At 69.2% G+C, this 15,243-nt stretch carries 18 protein-coding genes; 9 read left to right on the top strand and 9 right to left on the bottom strand.

What is annotated here, in order from left to right; all coding sequences use genetic code 11:
• Nucleotides 1-221 precede the first annotated feature (221 nt).
• From OV427_RS42885 to OV427_RS42870, 4 genes are read left to right on the top strand one after another with little or no spacing between them, the layout of a single operon-like run.
• The gene (locus OV427_RS42885; protein ID WP_267862020.1) at nt 222-767 is read left to right on the top strand and encodes an RNA polymerase sigma factor; all 546 of its coding nucleotides are present in this window, start codon (nt 222-224) and stop codon (nt 765-767) included.
• Nucleotides 760-1,896: a FecR domain-containing protein gene (locus OV427_RS42880; RefSeq protein ID WP_267862019.1), complete on the top strand. Its 1,137-nt coding sequence runs from the start codon at nt 760-762 to the stop codon at nt 1,894-1,896. Before OV427_RS42885 ends, OV427_RS42880 begins: the two co-directional genes overlap by 8 nt.
• A 52-nt stretch (nt 1,897-1,948) precedes the next feature.
• Nucleotides 1,949-2,896, top strand: coding sequence for a hypothetical protein (locus OV427_RS42875; protein WP_267862018.1), 948 nt, complete (start codon nt 1,949-1,951; stop codon nt 2,894-2,896).
• 34 nt (nt 2,897-2,930) lie between these two features.
• On the top strand, nt 2,931-4,829 hold the full coding sequence (locus OV427_RS42870; RefSeq protein WP_267862017.1) for a di-heme oxidoredictase family protein: 1,899 nt from the start codon (nt 2,931-2,933) through the stop codon (nt 4,827-4,829).
• Between the two features lie 45 nt (nt 4,830-4,874).
• Here the strand turns inward: OV427_RS42870 and OV427_RS42865 are convergent, their stop codons facing one another.
• The 3 genes from OV427_RS42865 to OV427_RS42855 all read right to left on the bottom strand — a co-directional run bounded on the left by OV427_RS42865 (nt 4,875) and on the right by OV427_RS42855 (nt 6,372).
• A complete protein-coding gene (locus OV427_RS42865) occupies nt 4,875-5,315 on the bottom strand; it encodes a hypothetical protein (protein WP_267862016.1) in 441 nt (146 codons plus the stop codon).
• An 86-nt stretch (nt 5,316-5,401) separates the two neighbouring features.
• Nucleotides 5,402-5,926 (bottom strand): hypothetical protein, encoded by a 525-nt coding sequence (locus tag OV427_RS42860; protein WP_267862015.1) that lies wholly within the window; start codon nt 5,924-5,926, stop codon nt 5,402-5,404.
• On the bottom strand, nt 5,923-6,372 hold the full coding sequence (locus OV427_RS42855; RefSeq protein ID WP_267862014.1) for a hypothetical protein: 450 nt from the start codon (nt 6,370-6,372) through the stop codon (nt 5,923-5,925). The genes OV427_RS42860 and OV427_RS42855 overlap by 4 nt, the downstream gene beginning before the upstream one ends.
• A gap of 120 nt (nt 6,373-6,492) precedes the next feature.
• On the opposite strand from OV427_RS42855, the gene OV427_RS42850 reads away from it, so the two are divergent.
• The gene (locus tag OV427_RS42850; protein WP_267862013.1) at nt 6,493-7,380 is read left to right on the top strand and encodes an FAM151A/B family protein; all 888 of its coding nucleotides are present in this window, start codon (nt 6,493-6,495) and stop codon (nt 7,378-7,380) included.
• A gap of 31 nt (nt 7,381-7,411) precedes the next feature.
• Here the strand turns inward: OV427_RS42850 and OV427_RS42845 are convergent, their stop codons facing one another.
• Nucleotides 7,412-8,341, bottom strand: coding sequence for a metallophosphoesterase family protein (locus tag OV427_RS42845; protein ID WP_267862012.1), 930 nt, complete (start codon nt 8,339-8,341; stop codon nt 7,412-7,414).
• Nucleotides 8,342-8,400: 59 nt separating this feature from the next.
• Between OV427_RS42845 and OV427_RS42840 the strand changes: the two genes are divergently transcribed.
• Together OV427_RS42840 and OV427_RS42835 are read left to right on the top strand one after the other, a co-directional pair.
• The gene (locus OV427_RS42840; RefSeq protein WP_267862011.1) at nt 8,401-9,456 is read left to right on the top strand and encodes a hypothetical protein; all 1,056 of its coding nucleotides are present in this window, start codon (nt 8,401-8,403) and stop codon (nt 9,454-9,456) included.
• Between the two features lie 224 nt (nt 9,457-9,680).
• Entirely contained in the window at nt 9,681-10,133 is a 453-nt protein-coding gene (locus tag OV427_RS42835) for a hypothetical protein (protein WP_267862010.1), read from the top strand.
• Between the two features lie 37 nt (nt 10,134-10,170).
• Here OV427_RS42835 and OV427_RS42830 read toward each other — a convergent pair whose 3' ends face one another.
• Both OV427_RS42830 and OV427_RS42825 read right to left on the bottom strand, forming a co-directional pair.
• A complete protein-coding gene (locus tag OV427_RS42830) occupies nt 10,171-10,839 on the bottom strand; it encodes a TetR/AcrR family transcriptional regulator (RefSeq protein ID WP_267862009.1) in 669 nt (222 codons plus the stop codon).
• A 49-nt stretch (nt 10,840-10,888) separates the two neighbouring features.
• Complete coding sequence (locus tag OV427_RS42825; protein ID WP_267862008.1) at nt 10,889-11,539, bottom strand: SRPBCC family protein; 651 nt, start codon at nt 11,537-11,539, stop codon at nt 10,889-10,891.
• Nucleotides 11,540-12,229: 690 nt separating this feature from the next.
• Between OV427_RS42825 and OV427_RS42820 the strand changes: the two genes are divergently transcribed.
• Complete coding sequence (locus OV427_RS42820) at nt 12,230-13,183, top strand: hypothetical protein (RefSeq protein ID WP_267862007.1); 954 nt, start codon at nt 12,230-12,232, stop codon at nt 13,181-13,183.
• On the top strand, nt 13,161-13,460 hold the full coding sequence (locus OV427_RS42815) for a hypothetical protein (RefSeq protein ID WP_267862006.1): 300 nt from the start codon (nt 13,161-13,163) through the stop codon (nt 13,458-13,460). Before OV427_RS42820 ends, OV427_RS42815 begins: the two co-directional genes overlap by 23 nt.
• Nucleotides 13,461-13,640: 180 nt before the next feature.
• On the opposite strand, the gene OV427_RS42810 is transcribed toward OV427_RS42815, so the two are convergent.
• The 3 genes from OV427_RS42810 to OV427_RS42800 all read right to left on the bottom strand — a co-directional run bounded on the left by OV427_RS42810 (nt 13,641) and on the right by OV427_RS42800 (nt 15,156).
• The gene (locus tag OV427_RS42810) at nt 13,641-14,021 is read right to left on the bottom strand and encodes a hypothetical protein (protein WP_267862005.1); all 381 of its coding nucleotides are present in this window, start codon (nt 14,019-14,021) and stop codon (nt 13,641-13,643) included.
• 96 nt (nt 14,022-14,117) lie between these two features.
• Entirely contained in the window at nt 14,118-14,654 is a 537-nt protein-coding gene (locus OV427_RS42805; protein ID WP_267862004.1) for a DUF4833 domain-containing protein, read from the bottom strand.
• A 127-nt stretch (nt 14,655-14,781) separates the two neighbouring features.
• Complete coding sequence (locus OV427_RS42800) at nt 14,782-15,156, bottom strand: hypothetical protein (protein ID WP_267862003.1); 375 nt, start codon at nt 15,154-15,156, stop codon at nt 14,782-14,784.
• Nucleotides 15,157-15,243 lie beyond the last annotated feature (87 nt).

Below are 15,243 nucleotides of genomic sequence, written 5' to 3'. Positions count from 1 at the left end.
CGTGCTCGAGGTGTGGAGGCAGGCGGCACGTGGTGTAGGTGAAGGAAGCACTCGCCCCCGTCCTCAACGCCGATGAGGCCCAGACCCGGGTTCACGCTGGCGGTGATGCGCGGCGTTACTCCCGGTATGTGTCATGAGGTGCGTGTCCGTGCGGCAACACCCCCGGGCATCCGCTCGACGTTGGCGTGACCCGTTTTGAGCGGTAGTGTCTCTAGAGGGTCATGTCCGTACCCGGGCGACTCATTCCATTGCACCAGGACGCCACCGAGCCGGAGGTCGACCCGGCCGACTTCACCGCCGTGGTTCGGGCGTACCGCCCCTACATCGCGGGGGTGGTGAAGCGCATGTTGGGGCGTGACGACGAGGTCGACGACATCGTGCAGGACACCTTCGTGCGTGCCCTCGATGGCCTCAAGCGGCTCGAAAACCCCCTGCGGGTCAAGCCCTACCTTGTGTCGACCGCGGTGCGGCTGACGCTGAGGCGGCTGCGAAGGCGGAGGCTGCAGCGCGCTTTCGGCCTGTGGGAGCGCTGGCACCCCACCCTGCTCTCCACGCCCCGCGCCAACGGCGAGCACCGGGCGCTGTTGAGCGACGTGTACCGGGTGCTCGACGGCAGGTCGGCGGACGAGCAGGTGGCGTGGAGCCTGCGCTATCTCGAGGGTGAGCGGCTCGAGCGCGTCGCCGAGCTCTTGGGCTGCTCGCTCTCGACTGCCAAACGACGCATCGCCGCGGTGGACGCGGCGATGGCGGAGGCGCACCGTGACTGAACTGCACCAGCGTTGGGCTGAGGCGGCGCGCTCGCTCGATCCGCAGTACTCGACCCACGAGGCGACCCTGTTCGAAGCAGAGGTGCGTCGGCGCTACCGCCAACGGGCAGTGCGCCGACGGGTGGCTCTGGCCGGGCTCGGCGTCGCGGCGATCCTGCTGGTCGGGCTCTTCGTACCGTCGACGCTGCGCGGGCCCGGCGTTCCCGAGGTCGCGATCGGTGAAGACGCGCGGGTGGTGATGCCCATCGGCGCGCCGGTGCGCACCCTCCGCTCGGAGCCGGGACTCTTGTGGCTCGAGCTCGAGCGCGGCGCCATGCGCTTCCGTGTCGCCCCGCAGCACGGGCGACTGGTGCGGGTGTCGGCTGGTGCGGTGGAGGTCGAGGTGGTCGGCACCGCGTTTTCGGTCACCCGCGGTGACGAGCAGGTGAGCGTGGTGGTCACCGAGGGCCGCGTTCGGGTGCGCACCGGAGCTCGGGAGACGCTGCTGGCGGCGGGCGAGCAAGGCACCTTTCGCGCCGAGGCACTCGCCCCTGAAGCTGCCGGCGCGCCCACCGGGCCTGACGGGGTGACGGCCGAGGCGAGCGAGGACAGCGGTGGGCCCGCGACGCCCCTGGCGCCGAGCGTGGCGCCGGCACCGCGGCCCCCGGGCAGGAAGAGCGTGCGTCGTCCGGCCACCTGGCGAGCGCTCGCCGAGCAGGGCGATTTCCAGACTGCATGGTCGGCGATGCAGCGCGAGGGTGCTCCCGATGACGAGCCCGGCGATCTGCTCCGCGCCGCCGACGTGGCCCGTCTCAGTGGCCACCCCGAGGCTTCGCTCGCCCCGCTCCGCCGGGTGCTGTCGCGTTTTCGCGGTGACCCACGCGCGTCGCTCGCCGCCTTTACCCTCGGCCGGGTGCTGCTCGACGATCTGGGCAACCCGCGAGAGGCGGCCGACGCGTTTCTCGAGGCGCACGCGCTGGCCCCGAAGAGCCCGCTCGCCCCCGACGCGCTGGCCCGCGCCGTCGAGGCCCAGGCCCGGGCGGGAGACGCCGCGGCCGCCCGCGGCACCGCCGAGCGCTTCGTCGACGAGTTTCCGCAGTCGGGGCGGATCGACGCCGTGAGACAGTGGGGGAGGCTCGGAGCACCGTGATGTCCCCTCTTCCGTCCGGGTACCCCGACGCCGCGCAGGGGGCCCTGGCTTGATGTTCGCTGTGCTGTGGATGGTGGCCGCTGTCTCGACGTCTGGCTCGGGGCAGGTGGCGATGAGTGTCACCGGTTGCCCACCTGGCGTCGAACCTGAGCTGCGTCGGCTGCTGGCGGTCGAGCTCAAGGTGCCCGTCAACGCGGCGTCCAGCGAGAGTGACACGATGGTGACCGTCGACTGCACGGCACCGCGCTACAGGGTGGCGCTCGAGGTGTTGAGCCGAAAGCCCGAGCAGTTCGAGGTCGACATCTCCGACGTCAGCACGTTGGCCGTTCCCCGGACGGTCGCGTTGTTGGTGGCCGAAGCCGTCGCGCGGCTGTGGTCTTCGCCCCCAGCCGAGCCGCCCCACCCGCCGGTCGAGGCCCTGCCGCCTCCACAGGCCCCGCCTCCCCCACAGGCCTCGCCTCCCCCTCCCCCACAGGCCCCGCCCGCTCCCATCGCCGAGCCGGGCCGGGTGCAGTTCGGCCTGTTCGGCGTCGGCCGCTCGGGGACAGTGCCGCTGCTTGGCGGGGGGCTCGCGGCCGACGTGCGGCTTGGGAGCTGGGTGGGCATGCGCCTCGACGTGGCGGCGCTGCGGGGAGGAGCACAGCGGGCCTCGGGCTCGGTGTTGGCGACGCTGGTCGATGGGGGCATCACCTTCGACGCGCGGGCCGAGCGGGCGCGGTGGATGGTTCGGGGCGGCGTCGGGCTGCGCGGCGGACTCGGGGTGCTCAAGGGCCTGCCGGCGGAAGGGCATGTGGGGGCTGTCACGCAGGGCGTGCTCTGGGGGCCCCAGGTGGGGGTGAGCGGCGAGTGGCGTCCGCGGGGGTGGCTTGCGCTCGGGATGGGCCTCGATGGAGTCGTCTGGGCCCCGCGCCTCGAGGGCACCGTGGTGGGCGAGTCGCCCGTTCGCGTTGGCGGCGCCTTCGGCGCGCTCTGGTTCTCGGGCGGCGTGCGCGGGTGGTAGACTGACGACGCCGATGCGCGGATGGTCGCCCAACATGCTGGTGCTGGCGCTGGTGCTCGCGGGGTGCGAACCGTTCAAGTTCGGTGGCGGCTCTGGGATGGTGCTCGGTCCCAACCCGCAGCAGTGCCGGCAGGCGTCGCTCCCCGGCGTGACGCCGCTGTTCGCCGAAGGCCCCGCCGAGACCGGCCCCATCATCAGCCGCCGGGAGGACGGCGTCCTCGTCACCGAGGTCGCCGGGCGGGTGCGCGGCCGTCATGAGCGCGAGGAGCGCTTCGGTTCCTTCGACACGCGCTCGTTCGAGAACCGGAGCTACCGGCTCGTGGTCGAAGACGCGGTCGCGGCCGGCCGTTCCGAAATCAAGATCACGTACTACCCCAACGCCGACGTCTCGACGTACGGCCCGGTCACCAACTTCCGCAGCTGGAAGATGTACGGCCTCGAGGGAAACCAGAACGGGGGCTACACCTTTCACGTCAACCAGCAGATGCGTCCGGTGTCGCCGCGCCAGCTCGAGCAGACGGTGACCGACAACCCCCGCGAAGGTCGGCCGCTCCGCGCGGGTGACATCCTCGACTTCGAGCTCGGCATCTACCTGGCTGGCGCCGATCCCATGGACCCCGCCCCCATTGCCGGCGGGTCGGCCTATTTCTCCGACACCTTCCGCTACCAGGTCGGCCTCGGCGGCCTCACGCCAGAGACCTTCGACTCCGCCGGCATGTTGGGGCCTCCTCCCGACGCCCGCCTCGGCGGAGGCACCACCGTGCCCTTCGTCGCCCTCGCCGATGGCACCCCGGTCGAGCCGAAGTACGCGCTCTCGCAGTTTGCGCTCAACATCCAGTGGCCACACCCTCAAGGGTTTCTCGAGGGCCGCCGGCTCTTCTACACCGAGCTCGACACGGGCGCCCACGTCGAGGCGGGCAACCCGCCCCTACCGTTGCAGGGCGTGCAGGGGCCGCTGTTCAACGCCAGGAGCTGCATTGCCTGCCATGCCTTCAACGGCCGCGGCGTGTTGCCGCCGGTGGGAGCGCAGGTGCAATCGCTGGTGCTCAGGCTGACCGGCGAGCCGGAATTCGGCGACCAGCTTCAGCCCCAGGAGGCCCCGGTGGCGCTTTCGCGCATCGAGCCGCAGTCGGTGACGCTCAGCGACGGCGAGGTGGTGGTGCTGCACCGGCCGGTGTTCGACGCCGGCCGGCCGCTGCGCGCGTCGGCGCGGCTGGCGCCGGCGCTGGTCGGCCTGGGGCTGCTCGAGGCGATCGACGAATCGACCATCCTGGCGGCCGCCGACGAGACCGACTGCGACGGGGACGGCATCTCGGGCCGCCCTGCGCTGAGCAGAGGCGCGCCGGGTGAAGAACCGCGGCTCGGCCGCTTTGGCTGGAAGGCCGAGCACCCGTCGGTCTCCGCGCAGGTCGACGCCGAGCTCGAGGCCCACCTCGGAGTGGGGGTGACGGAGGGCGCGCTCGGCGGCGAAGACCGGTCTCGCCTCGTCACCTATCTGCGGCTGCTCGGGGTCATGCCGCAGCGCGTGACCTCGCTGGAGCAGGTCCGTCGCGGCACCGAGGTGTTCGCCGCGGTGGGTTGTGGCGCCTGTCACCTGCGCGAGCTGACGACGGGTGGGCGCCACCCGTTCGAGGAGCTCCGCGCACAGACGGTGCGCCCCTACACCGACCTGTTGCTTCACGACATGGGCGCGGGGCTGGCGGACGACTCCGGCCTGCCCGAGGCGAGTGAATGGCGCACGGCTCCACTGTGGGGCCTGGGCTTCACCGCGCAGGTGTCTGGCGCCGTCAACCTGCTGCACGATGGGCGGGCCGGCTCGGTGCTCGAGGCGGTGCTGTGGCACGGCGGGGAAGCGCAGGCGGCGCGGGACGCGGTGGTGGCACTGCCGCAAGAAGACCGCCTGGCGCTGCTCGCCTTCCTCGACAGCCTCTGACGCGCCAGAACGTGCACCGGCGCCTCCGCCCCATTGCTCTCGATCTCAGAACCACTGGATTTCGACGCTGTCGCGATCGACGACGCGGATTTCCAGCTCCTCGCGGTGCCCTTCTTGCGTCGTCGCGACGAGCCTGGTGATTCCGGGGGACGCGCCGACGAGACGCGCCATCACGGATTGTCCCTGGCGCTCTGCCTCCCGAATCGAGAGGACGCTCGGGTCGAGAGAAGTCCACGTCACGTCGAGCGGCTTGTCGAGCCTTCGCTCGCCCACGAGGAAGTGGACGAAGACGAACGCGTCCTCACCCAGCCAGATGAGCGGATACCCGTGAAAGATGATCTTGCTCATCACGGGTGCTGGCTCCGAAGGCGTCACCAGCTTCGACGGCTTGATTCGCAGCGAGCGTTCGAACTCCTCCTCGGCGCGTTCGAACTCGGCGCGCTCGAGCGCGTCGTCCTCGTCCCGCTTCGAACCGTTCCCGGACACGGCGCTCAGCCTCGCATCCTCGTCGCGACACGGGCAAGGAGCGCCCGGCCGCGGCGGGTAGGAGGCGAATGCTGGCAGGTCTCCCGTCAATCGCCGAGCGTTGCGACCAGCCGGCGGTAGGCCTCGATGCGCGCCCCCAGGCGCGCGCGGCGGAACCGACCGGGCTGCGCGCGGTAGAGTTCGCGCCCCGCATCAGAGGTGAACGCCTCCTCGGGGACCGCGCCATCGCGGAAGAACTTCGCCACCTCCTCGAGGTCGCGAATCGCCCACGACAAATCCTCGCGGGCGGCGCCGCGCTTGCTGGCGGGGATCGCCGCAACATCCGCCGGCCAGCGCGCGGCGAGCTGGTCGGAGTGCAGCGCGAACTGGCCCGGACAGATGAGCTGTGACGGCCGTGCACCGCCATAGACGTCGAGGGGCGGCGTCTCGGCATCGAGCACGAACTCGAACGCGTGCTCGCGCCCACAGCGCGGACACGTGCCCGCATACCGGGCGACGAGCCCGTCCGCCGTCGAGTGCACGCCCTGGCTCGTCGCCGGGTTGTGCGCACCGCAGGCGCATGGGTGGAGCTGCATGTACAGCAGGCACTCACGGCTCGATCGTGCGATCATGGCGGGACCACTCCGGGCTGTGCATGGAACACGGGCTGATCGCGCACGAGCGCATCGCGCAGCAGCGCGATCGCGTACTCGAGCACCCGGCTCGAGAGCCTCCCCTCGTGATCGAGGGTGACCGTGAACGTTGCGGAGAGCGTCGGCAGTACCCGCCACACCGGAAACCCGATCTCCGCGTTCACCCGCTCGACCGCGAGGGCAACCTCCGCGAGGTTCGCGGAGGAGACGTCGAGCGCCGCGATGACGACGAACCGCACCTGATCGACGAGCCAATCGACGTCGAGCGTGGCGTCAGAGAACTCTCCGACACCGAGCGAGATGGAGACGCGGTCCTGCCGCACACGATGACGGACCTCTCGCGCGCGCAGATAGCTTGTGAGCGCGCCAGGGCCCGCGATGTACAGCGCGGGGTGCGGCGGTAGCACTGGCAATGGCCTGCCCATGGACTCGTCCTTCGAAGCGCGTGGGATTCGAACTCAAGGAGCTCGAGCATTCTATCTTTTTGAGAGGCCAAGCACCTTTGAGGGCCCGCCGTCGATAATACTCTCTGGAGGTCGCACACCTTGTCCATCGAGCCCGACGGTCGCATTCGCCCCACGGTCGTTTCCCTTCCCAAGCTGGACCGCCAGCCGGCGGCGCCCGCCGCGAAGGCCGTCGCCGCGCCCACCCGGTACTCCTCCGTGGACAGCTTCGAGTCCACGCGGAGCGCGCCGCCCTCCGGGCCCGCCTGCCCCGCGGGGACGACCTGGACCGGTGACCTGCCCCTCTCCGAGGCGCGCAACGCTCACCGCACCAACACCCGGGAGCAGTTCGAGGCCGCGCTGGACAGCAACGCCAACTGGTTCGAGGGCGACGTCCGTCAGGAGATCAATCGGGACTCTCCTGAGATGCGCCACGACTCGGGCCACGAGGACGGGGACAACCTCACCCTCCACGAGTGGTTGACGATGGGCAAGGAGTCCGGGCGCGGGCTCAAGCTCGACATCAAGGAGGGCGACCAGGTCCCGGCCGTCCTCGACGAGCTGGAGCGGGTGGGCATTCCCGAGGACCGGTTGATGCTCAACCTGAGCTTCGCGGACATGCAGCGGTGGGGCGCCGAGATTCGCGAGCGCTTCCCGAACGCCATCCTGGCCATCAACCCTCCCACGGACGGACAGGTGAAGGCGGGCGACGCGGCGAAGATGGTGGAGATGGCTCGGGCGCTGGGCGGGCCCGTCACCTTCGTGGTGCGTCATGACAAGCTGACAGACGAGGCCATCCAGACGTTCCTCCCCGCGGGCACCGTCTCGGTGTGGGGCTCGGCGGAGGATCCCGCAAAGGCTGCCGAGGACCTGCGCGCGCGGGGTGTCAACGGAATGGTCGACATCGCCGGGCCTCACGGTTTCAGCCTGGGCGACGCGGCCGACACGGTGAAGAATTGGGTCAAGACCGGCCTGGACAAGATCTTCTGACGCGTGTGGGCGTCCCAGGTGGCTGGGACCGTCACGCGCGCAGCGGGAAGCCGGCTGACGACGTCTCCAATCGCAAGCGTCCGTCCGCGAGCTCCACCACCGCATGGCCATCCGGGGCGTCCGGGAGGTTGACGTGGAAGGTGCCGCGGTACCATCTGGCCCGCTCCTCGCCAGACGGCGGCGCTGGAAGCCGTGCTCGCAGCTCCTCGGGGAGTGCCGCCGCGGTAGCGGAAAGCCGGGCGGCGGCCTCGGCTTGCCCGCGTACCGCGAAGTCATCCCAGACGCAGCCGTAGGGTGAGCCCATGTGCCCGGAGACGGTGAGGTCCACGTCGAGGGCCGCCGCGAGGAGCCCGACCAGCGGTTCCTTGCCGGGGCTCACGTGAGTCACGAGAACGCGGACCTCCCCTGAGACCCTGGGCCGCGCGGAGTCGAGCAGCGCGGAAATCTCCCGAGCCGTCGCGCGAATCTTCCCTCGGCCACCATCGATGGGCGCGTCCTCCCCCAGAAGCTCGGGAAGGAGGTTTCCTCCGAGGCCAAAGAAGCGGAAGGGGCCGCACGTCCCTGTTCCCAGGAGCGTCAGGTTGGGGACGTGCCGACGCCCCGCCAGCAGCTCGGCGACGACGGCTCCGTCCTCGTGATTGCCCCAGACCGCGAACGTGGGCACGGAGAACCCCCGGCCGGAGTGCAGCCACTCGCCGAAGTCGGACAGCGGAAGCTCCTTGCGGATGAAGGCCCGGAGGGCGTCACCCTTCAGCTTCTTGGCCCGCTGCTTCACCGCGTCGGGCAGCTTCGAGTGCACCACCCGAAGGAAGAGCTCACGCGACTCGATACGGTCCGCGCTCTCCTGGTCATAGAAGCCGAAGTCGCCCGCGTGCAAGACTGCGTCGGCCCGGGTCTCCTTCGCGAGCTGCTCGATGATGTCGAGGTGGCCATGGGTGTCGGAGATGAGAAGCAGGCGCATGATGTGCGTCCTTTCGAGGAGTCGAAGTGGCTCGCCCTGGCAGGAAGGCTGACGACACGATGGCATCGGGGCCGCCTCGCCGGAACGGACAGAAAACCGGACAACGCACGACCGAGACCCAGGCGCCCGTCGGCTACACGTGGGCGGACTACGTGGAAGCCCTGGTGGCGGAGTACGACACCCTTGCCGCGGTCGCATGGAAGCTCGTCGAGCGGGGCCTGTCGGAAGATGTGACTTCGGTGGAACGGGCACTCCGGCGCCTGCGTGGACGGGGCCAGCGGGATGGAGGCCTCATCGGCCAGCGGGTCCTGAGGGTCTTCGGTGTGCCCGCGACCGTCGAGGCCCAGGCCCGATGGATGGGGACGTATCACAGCCCCTTCGGAGACCTGCCCGTTCAGCTGTGTGTCGACCAGCTGCGTCTGTGGGAGCGGCCACCCCTCTCGGAGTCGAAGGCTCGCGTCTGGATACTGCTGGGACTGGCGGGCGTGGCGCTACGCCGACGGGCCTTCGACGAGGCGCGGCCGCTGCTCGAGGCAGCCGCGGCGCTCGCGGACCTGCCCGCGGCCCGGATCGAGCACCATCTCGCGACGAGCTATCTCCTGACCCGCCTCGATGTGAACGCGAAGCGAGCGGAGGCCGCGGCGCGCCCTCATCTGGAGAGCGCTCGGAGCATTCTTGACGCCTCCCGGGCGGAGCTGGACCCGGCGGATGCCGCATGCTTCCAGGCCCGCCTGGTCGACCACGAGGCCTTCGATGCCAACCGACGGGGCGATTCCGCCCGAGCGCTCGCGCTGTATCGGTCCCTGTCGACCGAAGACGTGCATCCCTTCGCCAGCTATCGCCGGGATGCCGGGGTGGCCTTCGGCCTCCATCGTCAAGGCGCCCGGGATGAGGCCCTCGGAATGGCGCGGCGTGCCTGCGAACATGCGGGTGACGGTGGCTACGTGCGTTTGCGGGTGATGGGCCTGTTGATGGTTGCTCGCATCCAGGGGGCACCGGACCATGAGGGCACGCTGGCCAGAGCCGCGGCCATCGCAAAGCGACTCGCGGACCCGGAGTTGCTGGTCCGGGTCGAGCGTGCACGAGACCGGTTGTCCGAGGTGGGGTCGAAGTGAGGCTCCGAAGAAATCTGGCGTCACGACCTTGACGCAGCCGGGGATTCCCAGCGTGCGTGCGAACCCGTACCATCCGTGCTCCCGTGCTTCGACTGACGAAGCGGGAAAGGAGCCTTCCGATGAGCACGTTGCCGAGCCGTGTCCTGTCGTTGGTCGCTGGACTCCTCCTGGCGTGTGGTGGCGCGCCATCTCCCGATGCGGCGGGAGCAGGAGCCGGCGAGCCCGTGGCTGACCAGTCCGCTGCCCTCTATTGCTACTCGGTCTGCGGCGACAACGTCTGCGACGTCAACTCGGAGGTCCATAGCTGCCCGGCGGACTGTGGCCCCAACGAATGCGGCAACCACGTCTGTTGCGGCTGGGAGGACCCCTCCAACTGTCCCGAGGACTGTCCCTACGCTTCCGACTACTGCTACTTCACCCCGCCCACCCTGACGGGCAAGGCTCCGGAGCGCAGCCCTGGCACCCGGCGAGAGCAGCCGCGCAACACGCCCAGCCTCATCTGCATCCCGGAGTGCGGCGACAACCTCTGTGACATCAACACGGAGGCCTATAGCTGCCCGGCGGACTGCGGCATCAACACCTGCGGTGACAGCGTCTGCTGCACGGAGAACCCCTCCATCTGCCCCCAGGACTGCCCCTACGCGTCCGACTACTGCTACTTCACCCCGCCGTTCTGACGGCCCGGCCGCGCAAGGGACCTTCACCGGGGGCGGCCTATCTGCCGCCTCCCAGCGCGACGGTCACCACCTCGGCGATGGCGACCTTCTCGAGCAGCTCGACCTTCGGAATCCCGGGGATGTTTCCCAGCACCCTCGCCGCCCGCAGCGATGCGAACCCATGGCACAGGGACAAGGCAGCGATGGCCCGGGCGACGACGGCGTCGAGCGGCATCCCGGGGTTGCCCGCCGCCACCACCTCGAACAGGACCCCCAGGGAGCGGTCAGAGGCCTCGTGGACGGACGCGAAGCGAACGCGGTCCTCGATTTCGGGCAGGAACATGATGCGGTAGTGCGAAGCGTGTTCCTTCGCGAAGGAGAGGTACGCGGTGGCGACCTCCGCGAGCTTGCCCGGCACGGTGGGCTCACGCGCCACGGCCCGCGCGACGCGCTCCCCGAGCAGCTCGTAGCCCTCGGTGGCCAGCGCCGCCAGGAGGGACTGCTTGTCCGGGAAGTGGTGGTAGGGCGCTCCGGGAGACACGCCCGCGGCCCGTGCGAGGACCTGGATGGTCAGCCCGGTGACGTCGCCTTCCCGCAGGAACTCGATGGCCGCGTCCAGCAGGGCGCGGCGCAGGTCGAGGTGGTGATAGCCGCGAGGCTTCGTGGGCTTCCTGGCTGATTTGGCCGTCTTGGCCGCGGTCGGACGTGTCTTGGGTGTGCTCGCCACGGGACTCCCACCTCTCCGTGGCGAGCATAGGCCGCGGCAACACGCTTCGTCAGTTCGGCGGTGCCGTCAGGTCGCGCTCGGCCTCGGCCTGGATGTGCCGGATGCCGACCTGCATGTAGCCAGCGAAGTCCTCCGCGACGAAGTCCTCGAGGAAGCCCTCGGTGGGCCACCCATTGCCCCGGAAGCGGTAGGTCCAGCTCAGGTGTGTCCCCGTCGCGGTCGGCGTGAAGCGGAACTCGCCCACCGCGTACTGGACGGCGCGCCGCGCCTCGTTGGTGAAGTTCCAGACGACGTACTGGAACCGTCGCTCATCCTCGACGACGAGCAGCTCCTCGAGGGAGGTGTTCCCGTCGCGCAGCACCACGCGCCGGCGCGCCCCCGGGCTGCCCCAGGAGGGAGAGAGGGCATCGGTCCGCTCGATGCCCGCAAGCTTCTCGGTCCCCAGCAGGATGCGCTCCAGCGGAACGTTCACCAGCCAGGGCAACAGGCGGCTGGGAGGCACGGCGATATCGGCTTCGACCGTGTGCGCGATGAAAGGCGCCTCCGACTCCACGGTGGGCGCCACCGTCGAGCGGTGCAGCGAGTCTCGCTCCGCGACAGACGTCCCGGACGCATAGCCGACGGGCGTCGCGCACGCGCCCAGGAGCACACCGCAGGCGAGGGAAAGCAGGGTGACGGAGGGGGCGGCAAGGCGTGGCATGGGAGGGTCTCCTGGCGGACGAATCTAAATGTTTTTTAGATGCGAGGGCATGGGTTGTCAAGGCGACCCGCCGACGTTCGTCCCTGGCGGGGGAGCCGAGGCGTTCCTCGGGTGTTGGCGCGAAAGGCCCCACGCAACGGCAGCGACTTGCGAGGTCCGCTGTCGTCACAGCAGCGGAGGTGCGCGACGCCTCGCGGGAGCATGACGCATAAAAGGAATGGGGCCCTTCCATGAGGAGGCCGCTCCGAGTCAAGTCCCGGCACTGCCCCCCAAGCCGAGTACCTCTTGAGCTACCGCTCCGCCACGCTTCCATCCGAACTCTCGTAGGACCCCCTTCGGGGCCCGGTGCACATTGGGGTCCGAACCGACCGGGTGCTGCCATCTGTTGAGCGAGCTCGAAGCTCTCGGGGCCTCAACGCAGTCACCCGGACGGGTCGGTTCCTGGTTTCTCGAGCAGGTACCTGCCCGGGTCAAGGCAGTACCTCAATCCTGTTTCTTCCTTCCCGATTGCCCTTGCCGAGCCGGTTCAGGCCGCGCTGCTGCCTGGCCCCGGAGCGAGGCTGGCCGCCGCGCTGCGCGCCCACTCACGAAACCCGCTCATGCTAAAAGTGGGAGACGTGGTGGAGATCGACGGCAGCGTGCTGGGCCAGCGTCGCTGCACCGTCACCGGCTGAGCCTCATGGGGTGCCCATGGATAGATATCTCTGCAACACTGTAGGGATGAGTCGAGCCCGCAAGCTCTTGTTCCTCGTCGCACTGGGAATCGTGGCAGCTGGGTGCCGCAGCGTGGGCCCCGGCGAGGTCCAGCTTCCGGGGACACTCGATCCCCGCCTCACCGCCAATGCCCAGGCCTGCATCTCGCGCCTCAACCGGGACCGTGAGCGGGCTCAAAGCGCCATGCAGACTTCAGACCTGCTGCTGCTGCTTGGCGCGGTCGTCGGCGCGGCGGGCAGCCTGCTCGCGGCATTCCTCACCAAACCCTCCTTTCGGCGAGCCTCCGCCGTAGTGGGCGCGCTCGGCGCACTGACGGCCGCAGCCACGAAGACGCTCGACGATCCGTCGGAGATCTTGACGAAGCGAGCACGCGCGGAGCGCCACTGGATCGTCGGTTACAAACTATTCACCCAGACGGTGCTGGCGTCGGAACCTCCGCCCGCCGCTGACGGTCCTCCCGTGATGCTGGCCGTCACCGGCGAGCCCGCCAAAGCGGCCCTGTCCATGTCGCAAAAGCAGCGACAGCGGGCCTACCTCTACGTGTTGGAGCGCTTCATTGACTGCACCGCTGACGCGCCGCCTGAACAGCTCGAGGATCTGCCCATTTCGGGCTTCCTCACATTCAAGGTCAGAGGGGATAAGGATCATGCTCCTTCCGTGGTCCTCGGCACTACCGCTCCTCCAGGCGAGAAGACGTTGATCCCGCTGAATCCAGATGAGACGCAGGACCCAGGGAGCAGAGGTCCATTCCTCGAAGAATTCTCCTCACACGGGTACTCCGTTGTTTCATGGAGAGATGGTGAGGTGGTCTATGAAATGGTCACCGAACTGGACGAAGACGATATTCGCAGAATGCTGATGGAACGGGAGGCCGCCGTCAGGAAGGCGGCCCTTGAGAAGCTCCCGAATGGTTCCGAACGTGGGCCATGATCTGCGCCTCGGGAAGATGAAGCGGTCTCTCCGCATCGCGCAGCTGGCGGGTGTGGTCCTCGGCCTCACCGGCTGCGCGACGCTCAGCACCTCGGACATGCCGGCGCCGTGCCGGAGTCAGGACAACGCCTGCCTCGGCACCTGCCAGCCGGCCGGCAGCGCTCCCCGCCGCTTTCCCGAGAGCTCCCCTGACAACGAGCCCGCCAACACGGAGACCGACTTCGATACCCTGGGGTGTGTCAACTCATGCAACGAGCAAGCGAATCGCTGCAACTGACCGGCGCCCACGCGCACCGGTTGCGAGCGTGAGTTGCTCACGCCCGTCGCGGCCCGTCAGCAGAGAAGGCTCGCCAACATCGGGCGGGCCTCGACCGATTTTGCGGACACGCCCAAGCTGCGGCGCTCCCATTCGCGCGTGCAGCGCGTCAGGATTGGCGCACACACTGCCCCGGGCGCGTCACAACGCGCTGCAGGCCCAGACGCCAAGGGGCGTGCAGAAGCAATTGGGATTGGGGTGGCCCGGCAGACAGCAGCTCCGCGACCCGCCGACGGGCGAACACGGAGTCCCCGCGAGCTTGCTGCAGCGATTGTTCAGCCCACAGATGGGGATGGGCGTGAAACAGATGTTGTAGAGGCCATCGCACTCGACGGAGTCCGCCTGCACAGAACAGGTATTCCCCTCACAAGACACCGTCGAGCCATTCGGACAGGTCTGTGTGCACGTGACAAGGGCGCTCGACTCCTGCCCCAGCTCCGGCGCCTCGACAGGTTCCACTCCACCACAGGCCACCAGCACCGGGACGACGAGCACCGTCAGCACACCCAGGAAGCTCTTCATGGCGTGTCTCTCCTTGAGGGGTTGAGCGGCATCGAATCACGATATGCGCCCATTCCGCCATGGAGTTGCACCTGTATAGGTGTAGGGAATCTCACCTCACTCGCGGATCAGCTCATGGACTGGCTGTCCTTCCGGACCCACGCCATCCAGCCGCACGAAGTCGACCGAGAAGGGCCAGGACGTCTTCACGAAGACGTGCTCCAGCCGGGAGACGCTGTTGCCCAGCTTCGTCCAGGCCTGGACCTGGCATTCGCCGTCGACCCGCGCGGTGGTGATGTCGATGGGGCGCGAGGGAAAGGCCCGCAGGCGCACCTGCACTCGCCAGCCATCAGCGGTGGCGTCGACCGGCTGCGGGTCCTCCAGCCCATATACGGGTTGCTCGGCCCCCAGCAGGTCCTCTACCTCCGACTCCCCGCGCTCCAACATCCGCCAGTACACCTGCACGGGACGCGTCCCCACGGGGCGGCAGGCCTCGTCCAGGCGCAGGGCGTAGTGGACCTGGTTCCGGTTCTCGCTGCGGGACAGGAAGAAGGCGGACGGCGCTGGGACGGTCGCCCCGGCCGCGGAGGCCAGGGTCGCGACGGTCGCCAGCGCGACGGCGGCGAGGTTGCTGATCCCGGATTCAGGAAACATGTGGGTCCCCCTTTCATGGCGGAGTGACGGCGGTCGCCCGCGGGGCCGTATCGGGATGATGAACACCCCAGGCCCCTGGAACTGTCACTCGCCCCTGCGCACCTGGCGACCGTGCACATGCGAGGCGTCAGCCGAGGAAATAGAGCACCAGCACCGTCAGAATCAGGAACTGCAGGGACAGCGTCCAGACCGTGACCTTGCGGAGCGGGAACAGGAACGCTTCTCCGTGCTGCTTGACCTCGACCTGCGCGCGCAGGCGCCTGCCCGTCTTCAAGGCCGACCACATCAGAGAGTAGCCGAGGACGACGAAGGCGGAGGAGAGCGTGAGGACCACCCAGCGTGGCCATCCCTTGATGAGCAGGTCGGTGACGAGCGCGCCTCCGCCCGCAATCCCCGCCCCTGTCCTCACCAGCGAGAACAGGGTCCGCGTCGCCGCCATGTGGGTGTTGTCGAGCGCGAGCCTGGAGGACTCGTCGGGCGGAGATGGAGAGGAGGTGCTCATGCGAGCGCCCAGCGTCGCACGAGCACCGGCCCGGAGCCTCCCGGCCCCCTGTCGCAGGGGCAGTCACGTTCCCGACAGAAATGGGGG

The sequence above is a fragment of the Pyxidicoccus sp. MSG2 genome (assembly GCF_026626705.1).
GTDB lineage: Bacteria > Myxococcota > Myxococcia > Myxococcales > Myxococcaceae > Myxococcus.
This window is presented reverse-complemented; position numbering and strand designations above follow the sequence as displayed.